The organism is Streptococcus sp. NLN76, assembly GCF_015686645.1.
Classification (GTDB): domain Bacteria; phylum Bacillota; class Bacilli; order Lactobacillales; family Streptococcaceae; genus Streptococcus.
In genome coordinates, this window is sequence record NZ_JADPMS010000018.1 from 23,794 (window position 1) to 35,784 (window position 11,991).

Sequence of the window (11,991 nt, forward strand, 5' to 3'; positions counted from 1 at the left end):
CTCCTAGACCAGTGCCTTAAACAAGAGATTCGCCATCATAACACCACCACCAATGGAGGCTGCAATTAAAAGCGCATTGACCGCCCGCACCAATCCCGAGATTGTATGCCCTCCCAAAAGTTCCCGAAGTGAGTTGGTTAAAGCTACACCCGGAACTAGCGGCATCAGTGAAGAAATCAGGAGAACCTCAAACGTCTGCCCCCAACCCAAATGGTAAAACCCATTGGTCAAAAAAGCAACCACAAAAGCGGATAAACCAACAGCTAAATAAGGCGGAACCATAAAACGACTAGCCTCCCGATTCAGAAAGTGAGCAAAAATCCCCAAGAAAAATGTGAGAAGAAAATCAGATAAAGGGGCTAGCTCCACTAAATTCGGAGCCATCGAAACAAATCCAGCACCAAGGTACTGCTGCCATAAAGGAAAATGAGGAACTCCTTGAGACAAACGCTCAACTTCCATTTGAAAACCCTCAAAGTCTACTTGACCTTGAACCAACTGTCGTGACAGATGGTTTAAATCATGGACCATCTGCAAGTCAACCTGGTAGCGAGGGACCTTCACAACATAAGAACGACCACTATCCTGATTGACTAACAAAATTGATGTCATGGTCACATGACAGATAATCGGAATCCCAAGTGCCCTTCCCACATAATCAATACTGGACTCCACACGACCTGTTTCAGCCCCACTGGTTAACATCAGATAGGCAAATTGGCCTGTAGCCGCTAACACATCTTTTTCACGCATGCCTTCCTCCAGCTTTTGAAAGAGAGGCTTGGCCATTCGACCGAGCCTCTTCTAACTCTCATTATAGAAATAGGGATTCCATACTGTTCAGACTTTTTATACTCTTTTAGTTTATCTTTTATTACTGTGTTAGCTCGTCTTGCCGTACTTCAGTACTGTCTGCGACTCGCTGCCTTGTACTAAAAGTAAACTAAAAGACTATAGCACCAATTGAATTCAAAAAAAGAAAAAATATTTCCAATTACTGAGCCGCTTGGATTAAGCCTGCAAAGAGATTATTCATAATAGGAACGGATTGGTGCAACATTTCTGGATGCCACTGAACTCCCACATAAAATGGATAGTCATCATTTTCAATCGCTTCCACTACTCCATCCGCAGATTTGGCGGTGACTCTAAAGCCTTCACCAAGATCACGCACAGCTTGGTGGTGATAAGTATTGACCATGACATACTTTTCCTGCCCCATCATTTCATAGAGCTTGCTGCCTTCTTCTACATCCACTAGATGGGTTGTCTGATCTGGCATATTTCCCTGCATATGCCGAACCTCAATATTTTCCATATAGGTCAAGTCTTGCCACAAACTACCACCATGAAAGACATTCATAATTTGTAAGCCGCGGCAGATTCCAAGGACCGGCATTTTCCTCTCCAAAGCTTTTTCCAACAAATTGGATTCAAACCAATCCCGTAACTCCCAAGTCTGGCCAATTTTGGGCTTAGGTTCTTCCCCATAATATTGAGGAGTCACATCATGACCTCCTGATAGAATCAGAGCATCAATTTGATCAATATAAGCGTCAACAGCTTCTAAACTATCCACAACAGGGATGATGACAGGAATCCCACCATTTTGGAGAACAGATTGAACATAATCTTCATTTACATATGCGCGTCGGTATCCTTCTGAAGAACCATATTTGGTCAATAAAACACTACCGGCAATCCCAATGAGAGGTTTTTTCATTTTACTTACTCCTTTTTCAGAAAAACTTATCCTCTATCATACCATTTTATTTCCTGATTCGGAATGCTTCTGCTCTTCTTCCCGTTCTTTTCGGTATTGATTCAAGGCATCCTGCCAAAAAGAGGTATCCTCTGATTCAATCGGACGAATCACACGGCAAGGGTTTCCTCCTGCTATAGTCTTTTAGTTTGCTTTTAGTACAAGGCAGCGAGTCGCAGGCAGTACTAAAGTACGGCAAGACGAGCTAACACAGTAATAAAAGATAAACTAAAAGAGTATAACACCCCACTTGGGACATCCTTGGTCACCACAGACCCCGAAGCTAGAACCGTGTCGGAACCAATCGACACCCCTGGATTAATAACCACTCGACCCCCAATCCAAACCCGGTCTCCAATCGATACTGGTCGGGCTGTTTCCAAACCAGTGGATTGCACCTCCGCATCCAGGGGATGATTTGCGGTATAAATAGACACGTGTGGACCAAGCAGCACCTGGTCTCCAATTCGTACTTCTTGGGCGTCCAAGATGGCCAAACCTGTGTTGGCGTAGCAAGACTGACCAAAAAAGATTCGATCCCCATGATCAAAGTAGATTGGAGGTGTCAGGACCAAATCTTCTGGAGCTTGCCCCAGACAAGCACGAACACCATCCAAAGACTCTTTATCCTCCCAAAAGCGAGAGTGGTTAAAAACCCATTGGGCCTCTTGCATCCGCTTCCAGGAAGGATCTTCCATGGCCATTGGATCGTAGACCTGACCTGCCATCATTCGTTTCCATTCCCATTTTTGAACCATAGATATTCGCTCCTCACTCACTCTACCAACCCTAGTGATTAAAAAACACGGCTAGCACAAAAAAACGCTCTTAATCATACTGCCTCAAAAACTCAGAAAGAGCTTCTAGTCCCTTTTCCAAAATCTCAGTTCGGGTACAATAACCTAAACGGGCATAGCCAGGCATATCAAATCGATTTCCCGGTACTAATAAGACACCTGTCTCTTTCAATAGCCGGATACAAAGTCGCTCAGTTTCCTCAGAAACATCCAACTTGATAAAAGAAGTAGAGACATGTCGAGGCGGAACCCAAGAAACCCGTGGCTCCTGAGCCACCCAATCCTTAACAAGTTTCAAATTGTGGTCCACAATCTGCCGATTTCGTTCCAAAATTTCCTTTTTGTGTTTGAGCACATGTGTAGCGATAAAATCATCAAAAACACCTGCACAAATCATGGTGTAATCCCGGTACTTACGGAATAAATCGGATAATTCGTCATTGGCAATAATCCAGCCGACACGAACTCCTGGTACAGAGTAAGTTTTCGAGACACTATTGGTGGAGATGCCTTTCTCATACAGATCAAAGATAGGGGGGACGTCAATCCCATCTTCCAAAGGTTGATAGACCTCATCCGATAGAATGTAGGCTCCAACCTCACGCGCAATCTCCACCAGTTCTTCTAAATAGTTTCGATCCATGATCCCCCCCGTTGGATTATTGGCATTATTGATACAAATAAGCTTGGTATCTGGCCGAATGATATTTCTTAATTCCTCCAGAGATGGAAGCCACTGATTGGTTTCTTGAATTCGCCAAAGACTTACTTCAGCTCCAAAGGAACGTGGAATATCCACTAGCTGCTGGTAAGTTGGATACATGGAAATCACGTGGTCTCCTGGCTTCACTAAGGCATAGAGAGCCAAATAATTAGCTCCTGTGGCTCCATTGGTCTGGAGAATTTGATTCGGTTTCGCCTTTTGATAGAGCTTGGCCACCTGCTCCTTGAATCCCGGAGACCCTTCAATCCAACCGTAATTCATCGTTTTCACCAATACCTGGTTTAGAAGTTCTTCCTTTCCCGACGATCCCAGCGTTAGGATCTCTTCTAAGGTCATCGAAGCAATAGACGAACCCGCAATATCATAGACCGCTTCATTTTCCCAAACGTTTAACCACTCCTCGACACCAAATGCCTGAATGTCCATCAGCTTTTCTCCTTTTTCTCCATTATAAAATAAAGAAGTAGATTACCGCAATCTACTTCTTGAAAAAATGAAAACTATTCCGCAGCGAGGCGGTAAATGGCTTCAGCATAAATATCCATTGTCTTGTAGAGATCTTCTAAAGGCATGCGTTCATTTTCCTGATGTTCCGTTTGCTCAGTGCCTGGGAAGCAGGCCCCAAAAGCTACACAATTTGGCATCGTCCGAGCAAAGGTCGCTCCTCCAGAAGAAATCGGTTGACTGATCAAGTCACCTGTCTTAGCTTGATAAACAGACATGAGCGTTGATACTAGCTGACTGTCGAGTGGCACATACAAAGAAGGAAGGTAATCGTATTCTTCATAGATCAAACCACAGGCTTGCGCTTTGGCTTGTAGTGTAGACACAAGTGCCTCTTTATCCGCAGTTACAGGAATTCGAATATCTAAACGGATTTCTGATTTCTTGGCATTAATACTGAGACCCGCAATGTTGAAGCTCAACGTCCCTGACGGTTCATCAGAGATATTCCCAAATAGATTAAATCCAGTGGCATCTTCTCCAATTGCATGCACAATAAAATCTAGAGTCGGGTGGCTTTCAAAACGTTCTAGGGCCTTAGCTAGACGAACAATAGCATTGATCCCCTCTGCAGCATCTTTGGAATGCCGAGAAATTCCAAGGACGGTGACTTGATCCTCCTGAGTCTCATACTCAAATCCTGCTTGATTTAATTCTGAAATAACACCCGCTAACAAGTGTCCAGAGTAACTAGCCTTAGCAGGCACGACATTGTAGGCTGTTCCAGCTTCCACACTCAAAGAAGCATGACCTGGACCCAGCAACTTAGCCTGCAATAAGCCTTTCTCCGCGTAGGTCAAAGGGAAAGAAGAGTCGGGCGCAAACCCCATTGTCGCAACTTCTTCCAACTGGTTATAGCGGCTCATGCAACGCCACAAGGTCTCCTCATCCGTCCCAAAAATGAAACGAACCCGTTTCTTAAATTGAACACCTGTATCTAGCAGGGCTTTTACCGCAAATAAGGCCGCCATAGATGGACCTTTATCATCCTGAACTCCTCGCCCAATGATATGATCTCCCTGTATCACAGCTTCAAAAGGAGGTGTTTGCCATTGACGCAGATCCCCAGCAGGTACAACATCTAAATGACAAAGAATAGCCAACAGTTCTTCCCCTTGCCCAATTTCAGCATAACCATAGTAACCTTCAGGATCCAAATAAGTCTTAAATCCCATTTGCTCCGTCATGTCCAACGTATATTCCAATACATCCTGGATTGCACGACCAAATGGAGTATCTGCTTGGTTTTCCTGTAAAACAGACGGGAAAGCAACTAGTTCCTGAATCGCTTGAATACACGCCTTTTGATGTGATGGTTGAATAAAACTCGTTATCATTGACTCCTCCTTCAATATCCGAAAAAGAAATAAGCGCTAATACTCATTGGATTTCAACATCTGACTTTGTCAAGCCTCTTTGATGAACTTACTGATTGCGTGCCTTGCACGCTTAATTGATAATATTCAACAGGTCCTTTGACCTGTTGAACTACCGTCATCGGCTTTCTTCGCCATTTTTTGATCTTCCGCGAGTATTCTGATTTTGAAATTCGTTAAGTATAACATTATTCTAACACAGAAGGAAAAACTGAGCCGGATTTCGTCTGCTAATAGACAAAATTTGACTCAGAATTTCAACTAGAAGAAGGTCGCAATAACCAAGATTGCCATTGAAACAACCATGATTCCCGCTACCAACTTACCAACAAATTTATACCAAGTGCCAATTTCAACACGGCCGAGAGCCAAAGCCCCCATAACAATACCTGAAGTTGGAGCCACCAAGTTCAAGACACCGGATGCAGCTTGGAAAGCTGTAATTACCAAGCTAGCTGGCACATTTACAAACTCACCAAGAGGTGCCATGATCCCCATAGAAGCTCCTGCAAGGCCAGAGGTTGATGGAATCAAGAAAGACATTGGTAGATAGAAAAGGTAAGTCAAGATGATGAATGCTTGTGAAGACAAACCTTTCAAGCCTGCTTCACCCATGTGAAGAATTGTAGCAGTAATCATACCGTCGTTCATGATTACTTGAATACCACGCGCAATCGCACAAATCAAGGCTACACTAAAGATATCTGCAGCACCAAACATAAAGGATTTCACCAAACGTTCTTCACTCATACCGTAGACTAAACCAACGATAATTCCTGCGATCCCAAAGAGCATCGCTCCTTCTGGGAAGTACCAAGTACCCAAAGCCGCAGTTGAAGAACCAATCACTTGGCCAATAACTGGAAGGCCGATTAACCATTCATTAAATTGAGTAAAGACTGTTACACCCAAATCTTCCCATGGAATAAAGCTGCAAATCATGAGAACAAAGGTTAGGACAAAGACCCACAATACCCGTTTCTGTGCTGGAGTCAATTCTGCATTCACTTCTTGGGTAGATGAAACATTAAAGTATTTCATATCCGCTTCCCTTTGTTTGTAAACTAGGGACTTGGTTGGATCGTTTTTCACTTTTTCTGCGTAATTAGCAACGAAGACGATCCCCATCAAGAGAGTGACTACAAAGAAAACTAAACGCCAAATCATACCATCCGCAACACTGACACCTGCAGCATCAGAAGCCACAACTGTCGCAAATGGGTTTACGGTAGAGGCCAAACACCCAATTTGAGAACCCAGTAAAATGATCGCAACACCAGTAATGCTGTCAAAACCAACTGCCATCATAACCGGAATCAAGAGTGGGTAGAAAGCCATGGTTTCCTCACCCATTCCATAGGTTGAACCACCTAGGGCAAACAGAGGCATGAGCACGTAAATCAACCATTTTTCTCGACCCTTAAAACGATTTACAATTGATGCAATCCCAACATCTAGCGCACCTGTTTCATTTACCACGCCAAGGAACGCCCCAACCATAATGATAAAGAAGGCTACACTAATCGCCGCATCTGTCGCCCCATGACCAAGCATGGCCCGTACCGGAGCCATAAAGACATCATAAATCCCTTGCGGATTTTGCGCTACCTTCTCATAGGTACCTGCCACCAAATTCCCTGCATCATCTACTTGATACTGACCAGCTGGAATAATCCATGTCATCACAGCCATAAGGGCAATAATGAGCATCAATATTGTGTATGATGAAGGCAATTTAAAGCCTCTTTTTTCATTTTCGCTCATTGCAAAAACCTCCTATACAATTTTTCTTTTCCAGGAAAAACATATCCGGAATGACCAAGCCAAATATCCACCTATCTTCAAGAGATGACATTCTCTTCCAGTAGCCGTTATCCTGAAAACATTGCTTATAGATAGATACTTGACAAGGAAATAGATGTAAGGAGAGCAAAATCCTTTGACGCCATCACTCTCCATTTTCATCTATTTGTCACTCTTTCTAATGAAACACTACAAGCAGAGGGCTTCAATCTATGAAAACCTCTCCTCCAAGGGCTTTAACCTTTGACAATAATCGTACCACTATCCGATTCAATGAGAGCTCCCAAATTTTCCAAGGATGTAATCACTGCCTTAGATTCTGGCTTGTTGTTCACAAAAGCAATAGCTGCCTCAACTTTTGGCAACATAGAACCAGGAGCGAACTGCTCTTCTTGGATATACTGTTCCAATTCAGCAACGGTTACTTGCTCCAATTTAGCTTGATCTGGTTTATTAAAGTTCACAAACACATAATCCACACCTGTTAAAACAATAAAGAGATCCGCATCCACTAGCTCTGCCAAGGTCTGTGATGCAAAGTCTTTATCAATAACCGCTTCAACACCAGTCAGAGTACCGTCTTCTTCTTGAATGACTGGAACACCACCCCCACCAGCAGCAATGACAACACCACCAGCTTCTAGTAAAGTGCGAATAGCCCCAATTTCTTTAATCCCAACTGGCTTTGGAGAAGCGACAACTTTTCGCCAACCACGACCAGAGTCTTCTTTAAAGGTTGCTCCGGTTTTAGCCGCTTCAGCTTTTGCTTCTTCCTCTGTGTAGAAGGGACCAATAGGTTTGGAAAGATTTTCAAAGGCTGGATCTGCTTTGTCCACCACAACTTGGGTAATGACAGAAGCCACTTCTTTGTTAATTCCTTCTTTGGTCAATTCATTTTCCAAAGCATTCTGTAGCCAGAAGCCAATAGATCCTTCCGTCATGGCTACAAGGGAATCCAGTGGGAAAGCAGGATTTTTTTCAGAATCCGCTGCCAAATTTTGTAGTAACAAGTTTCCAACTTGGGGGCCATTTCCATGGGTGATGATCAACTCATCCCCATTCTTAATTAATTTCACCAAATGTTTGGCGGTTTCCACCAAAGCTGCTTTCTGAGCTGCTGCAGATGGATCTGAAGAAAGGATGGCATTTCCTCCTAAAGCGACAACAATTTTACGGTTTGCCATGAATGATTCTCCTTCTTTTTTACATAATAGGAAAAAGAGGGCTAGGCTAAGGCCTGCCTCGCCCTCAAAAAATGGGATCATACTCTTTTAGTTTATCTTTTGTTACTGTGTTAGCTCGTCTTGCCGTACTTATTTGAAACTTTCTTCAAAAGTTTTATCAGCAAGCTCAAAATCTCCCTCAAGATTTTGAGCTGTCTACGATTCGCTGCCTTGTACTAAAAGTAAACTAAAAGACTCTAATACTCATTACATTTCAAAATCTGAATCTGTTACTCCTCTTCGCTGAACCCCTTTGATTCCGTGTCTTGCACGCTTTAGCGATAATATTCAACAGGTCTCCCAGACCTGTTGAACTATCTTCATCGGATTGATTGCAAGCGATACTTGCTTCATTACCTATAAATTTTAATCCAATTCCTGGATTAAAATTCATTTCAGATTTCGAACTATTTCGAGTATAAGGGTTACACTTTAGGAATAAAGAGATTTCCCAAGGTTGCAGCCATAACAGCTTTGATGGTATGCATCCGGTTTTCCGCTTGGTCAAAGTGACGAGCGTGTGAGCTATGGAAGACTTCATCTGTTACTTCCATTTCTTCTACACCAAATTTTTCCGCAACATCTTTACCATAAACAGTATTGGTATCGTGGAAAGCTGGCAAGCAGTGCAAGAAGATCAAATCATCGTTACCTGCAAGTTTTACTAAGTCCAAATTCACTTGATATGGTTGAAGCAATTCAACACGTTCTTTGAACTTGTCTTCTTCACCCATTGACACCCATACGTCAGTGTAGAGTACATCTGCACCTGGGATAGCTTCTTCAGCCTTGTCACTGACTAAGATTTTGGCACCAGATTCTTTTGCGAATCCTTCTGCCAATTCCACAACTTCCGGAGCTGGGAATAGTTCTTTTGGAGAAAAGATGCGTACATTTACACCTAAAATGGCACCGGTAACCAAAAGGGAGTTGGCAACGTTGTTACGCCCGTCTCCACAGTATACAAGATTGATACCTTCTAGGCGACCAAAGTTTTCTTTTACAGTCAAATAGTCTGCCAACATTTGAGTTGGGTGCCAAGCATCTGTCAGACCATTCCAAACCGGTACACCTGAGTGTTCTGCTAATTCTTCTACCATTTCTTGGCTAAAGCCACGGAATTCGATTCCGTCGAACATACGGCCAAGAACTTTTGCAGTATCTTCAGTTGATTCTTTTTTACCCAATTGGATGTCATTGGCACCAAGATATTCTGGATGTGCACCGAGGTCTACAGCTGCAACTGTGAAGGCTGCACGAGTACGAGTAGAAGTTTTTTCGAACAAGAGGGCAATATTTTTACCTTCTAGGTAGCGGTGTGGAATTCCACGTTTTTTCAAATCTTTCAAATGAGCTGAAAAATCAATAAGGTATTCAAGTTCAGCGCGAGAGAAATCTTTTTCTGCTAGAAAACTACGGTTTTGAAATACTTGTGACATGTTTTTTCCTTTCTTTTCCTTAAGCTAAATCTTCCCGTTCAAATGGCATGGACATACAACGAGGTCCACCACGTCCACGAACCAATTCACTTCCACCAATCTTGATTAAACGGAGTCCTTTAGATTCCAAGATCGCATTGGTAATGGTGTTCCGTTTGTAAACAACAACGACACCTGGAGCAACAGTGAGGGTGTTAGACCCATCGTTCCATTGTTCACGACCTGCTGCAACTAAGCTATCACCGCCACAGCGAATCAAATCAACGGATTCCAAACCAAGAGCATCGGCCAAGACCTTGTCCAATTCACCAAATTCTTGTTCGATGTGCAGCTGACCATCTTCATAGGTTACAGCATACACTTTCAAGTCCCCTTCAATTTCAGGGTGAATGGTGAATTTATCATAGTCAACCATGGTGAAAACAGTATCTAAGTGCATGAATTTACGGTTATTTGCAAATTCAAAGGCTAAAACTTTCTTGAAGCCAAGGTTTTTTTCAAAGATGTTAACCAAGAGTTTTTCAATGGAGGCAGCATCTGTCCGTTGAGAGATTCCAACTGCCAAGACATCTTTAGAGAGGACCAACTCATCCCCACCTTCGATACGAGTGGTTTCGTCCCGTGAATAAACCATCGGAACTTTGTTACCACCATAGACTGGATGGTGTTGGAAGATGTACTTGCCATACAGAGTTTCACGGTTCCGTGTTTCCGCATACATATGGTTGAGAGAAACCCCGTGTCCCATCGTAGCGAATGGATCGCGAGTAAAGTACAAGTTCGGCATAGGATCAACTGCGAATGGATAGTCGGATTCAACCAAGTCAGTTAAACCACGCTCTTCTGCACTTAATTCTGGCAATTCTGCTTTTTGCACTCCAGCCATGGTCTTGTCAATCAATTCTTTTGGATCTTCAATAGCATCCAACAAAGCCTTAACGGCTTTCTTAGTAGCACGTCCACGAATATTCGCTTCTTCGATATACTCATCGATGAAAGCTTGACGAACTTCCTCATTTACAAGGGACTCTGCCGCCAGTTGTTCCAAATAGAGAACTTCGACTCCTTCATCCCGTAATTTTTGGGCAAATGCATCGTGCTCCCGCTGCGCTTCTTCCAAGAAAGGAATATCATCAAACAACATGCGTTCCAAGTAGTCCGGCATGAGGTTTTCCAATTCCTTGCCCGGCCTATGAAGCATTACTTTTTTCAGACGACCAATTTCTGAAAAAACCTTAATAGGTTGTTCTTGGGCCATATGCGTACCTCTTTTCTTTGTTTTGGTAATTCCATTGTAAGCGATTATAGAGTGGTTTTTTGGATAAAATCGACAATAGAAATGTATATTTCATCACACTTTTTTGGGGTGAAAAGTATATTACTCCACTACTAGTGGTAAAAGTTGTATCTTTTTTCATTTAAAGATAATCCATGAATAGTTATGAATTTTGACATTATTATAAGGGGGTGGACAACCACCCCCTTATTTTGTATATTGATAAAAATAGTTACGATCCAGGTAAGAAACCTGCTTACCTGTAACTTGAATTTTCTGGTCTTCCTTTAGTTCCTTCAGCACACGGCTGACTGTCTCTCGGGTTGTTCCGCTCATATCGGCTAATTCATGGGTGGTCAACTTAAAGGGAAGCGTACACTCATCTGACTCCAACATCTCCAAAAAGAGAATTCCCAAGGATTGAATAACCCGATCCTTAGCATTCGAGGTGACTGTATTACGCACCCGCAGTTCATGGAGTTCCAAGAGCTTGGATATTTTCTCAAACAAGTGCTTCATTTGCTCTGTATTGCCTAGAGAAAACTCCTCATAGAGCTGAACGGGCAGCTCATAATAAACAACATCTGTCATAGCCAAGGCTGAAAAGTGATAGGCTTCATCCGTAAATAGACCTCCATAAGGAAAAATAGTTCCATGCTGGATAAAATCCATGTAATAGAAGGATCCTGATTGATCTGCCATCTCAATCTTGAAATAGCCCGAACGCACTAAAAAGAGGTGCTCTCTTGCATCTCCTTCAAAGAAAAGGCGCTGTCCTTTTCCAGCCTGTCTTAACTTGATCTGTCTGGCCAACTGATCAAACTCAACAGCCGGAAACAAGCGAAAATCATCTAAAGAGCGCAGGTAATCATAGTCTATCTTGGAAATCATTGGCTACCTCCTCGTAATATAAGTTTAGAGGGTTATTAAAACCCAGTTTGAACAATAATTGTATAAATACTTGACTATTGCAATGTTTCCCAGAACAATAGAGTTATGGAAAGGACTCATGGTTGTTTCTTATCCTCCTTGTTGCTCAGTCTTCATTACAAAGTCTGTTACCCAGCCCTTCATTTTACCTCCAACC

The 11,991-nt window shown here is 42.8% G+C and carries 10 protein-coding genes; all 10 read right to left on the reverse strand.

What is annotated here, in order from left to right:
* Positions 1 to 3: 3 nt before the first annotated feature.
* Positions 4 to 753, reverse strand: a complete 750-nt coding sequence (locus tag I1A59_RS04840) for a threonine/serine exporter family protein (protein ID WP_196091681.1) — start codon at positions 751 to 753, stop codon at positions 4 to 6.
* Between the two features lie 241 nt (positions 754 to 994).
* The gene (locus I1A59_RS04845) at positions 995 to 1,723 is read right to left on the reverse strand and encodes a gamma-glutamyl-gamma-aminobutyrate hydrolase family protein (protein ID WP_196091682.1); all 729 of its coding nucleotides are present in this window, start codon (positions 1,721 to 1,723) and stop codon (positions 995 to 997) included.
* 224 nt (positions 1,724 to 1,947) lie between these two features.
* Positions 1,948 to 2,520: a sugar O-acetyltransferase gene (locus I1A59_RS04850; protein WP_247644764.1), complete on the reverse strand. Its 573-nt coding sequence runs from the start codon at positions 2,518 to 2,520 to the stop codon at positions 1,948 to 1,950.
* Positions 2,521 to 2,590: 70 nt separating this feature from the next.
* Positions 2,591 to 3,709 carry an aminotransferase gene (locus I1A59_RS04855; RefSeq protein ID WP_196091683.1) on the reverse strand — a complete coding sequence of 373 codons (1,119 nt, stop codon included), beginning with the start codon at positions 3,707 to 3,709 and terminating at the stop codon, positions 2,591 to 2,593.
* A gap of 74 nt (positions 3,710 to 3,783) precedes the next feature.
* Positions 3,784 to 5,124: a dipeptidase gene (locus I1A59_RS04860; RefSeq protein WP_196091684.1), complete on the reverse strand. Its 1,341-nt coding sequence runs from the start codon at positions 5,122 to 5,124 to the stop codon at positions 3,784 to 3,786.
* Positions 5,125 to 5,424: 300 nt separating this feature from the next.
* On the reverse strand, positions 5,425 to 6,927 hold the full coding sequence (locus tag I1A59_RS04865) for a YfcC family protein (RefSeq protein ID WP_196091685.1): 1,503 nt from the start codon (positions 6,925 to 6,927) through the stop codon (positions 5,425 to 5,427).
* 275 nt (positions 6,928 to 7,202) lie between these two features.
* A complete protein-coding gene (arcC, locus tag I1A59_RS04870) occupies positions 7,203 to 8,150 on the reverse strand; it encodes a carbamate kinase (RefSeq protein ID WP_196091686.1) in 948 nt (315 codons plus the stop codon).
* Between the two features lie 464 nt (positions 8,151 to 8,614).
* A complete protein-coding gene (argF, locus tag I1A59_RS04875) occupies positions 8,615 to 9,628 on the reverse strand; it encodes an ornithine carbamoyltransferase (protein WP_196091687.1) in 1,014 nt (337 codons plus the stop codon).
* Between the two features lie 19 nt (positions 9,629 to 9,647).
* Positions 9,648 to 10,886: an arginine deiminase gene (gene arcA / locus I1A59_RS04880; RefSeq protein ID WP_196091688.1), complete on the reverse strand. Its 1,239-nt coding sequence runs from the start codon at positions 10,884 to 10,886 to the stop codon at positions 9,648 to 9,650.
* A 225-nt stretch (positions 10,887 to 11,111) separates the two neighbouring features.
* The gene (locus I1A59_RS04885; protein WP_196091689.1) at positions 11,112 to 11,795 is read right to left on the reverse strand and encodes a Crp/Fnr family transcriptional regulator; all 684 of its coding nucleotides are present in this window, start codon (positions 11,793 to 11,795) and stop codon (positions 11,112 to 11,114) included.
* Positions 11,796 to 11,991: the final 196 nt, after the last annotated feature.

Excerpts from the sequence above, each read along its gene's own strand:
- I1A59_RS04860 (WP_196091684.1), bottom strand. The coding sequence starts at position 5,124 with ATGATAACGAGTTTTATTCAACCATCACATCAAAAGGCGTGTATTCAA.
- argF (WP_196091687.1), bottom strand. The coding sequence starts at position 9,628 with ATGTCACAAGTATTTCAAAACCGTAGTTTTCTAGCAGAAAAAGATTTC.
- I1A59_RS04845 (WP_196091682.1), bottom strand. The coding sequence starts at position 1,723 with ATGAAAAAACCTCTCATTGGGATTGCCGGTAGTGTTTTATTGACCAAA.
- arcA (WP_196091688.1), bottom strand. The coding sequence starts at position 10,886 with ATGGCCCAAGAACAACCTATTAAGGTTTTTTCAGAAATTGGTCGTCTG.
- I1A59_RS04865 (WP_196091685.1), bottom strand. The coding sequence starts at position 6,927 with ATGAGCGAAAATGAAAAAAGAGGCTTTAAATTGCCTTCATCATACACA.
- I1A59_RS04855 (WP_196091683.1), bottom strand. The coding sequence starts at position 3,709 with ATGGACATTCAGGCATTTGGTGTCGAGGAGTGGTTAAACGTTTGGGAA.
- I1A59_RS04850 (WP_247644764.1), bottom strand. The coding sequence starts at position 2,520 with ATGGTTCAAAAATGGGAATGGAAACGAATGATGGCAGGTCAGGTCTAC.
- arcC (WP_196091686.1), bottom strand. The coding sequence starts at position 8,150 with ATGGCAAACCGTAAAATTGTTGTCGCTTTAGGAGGAAATGCCATCCTT.
- I1A59_RS04840 (WP_196091681.1), bottom strand. The coding sequence starts at position 753 with ATGCGTGAAAAAGATGTGTTAGCGGCTACAGGCCAATTTGCCTATCTG.
- I1A59_RS04885 (WP_196091689.1), bottom strand. The coding sequence starts at position 11,795 with ATGATTTCCAAGATAGACTATGATTACCTGCGCTCTTTAGATGATTTT.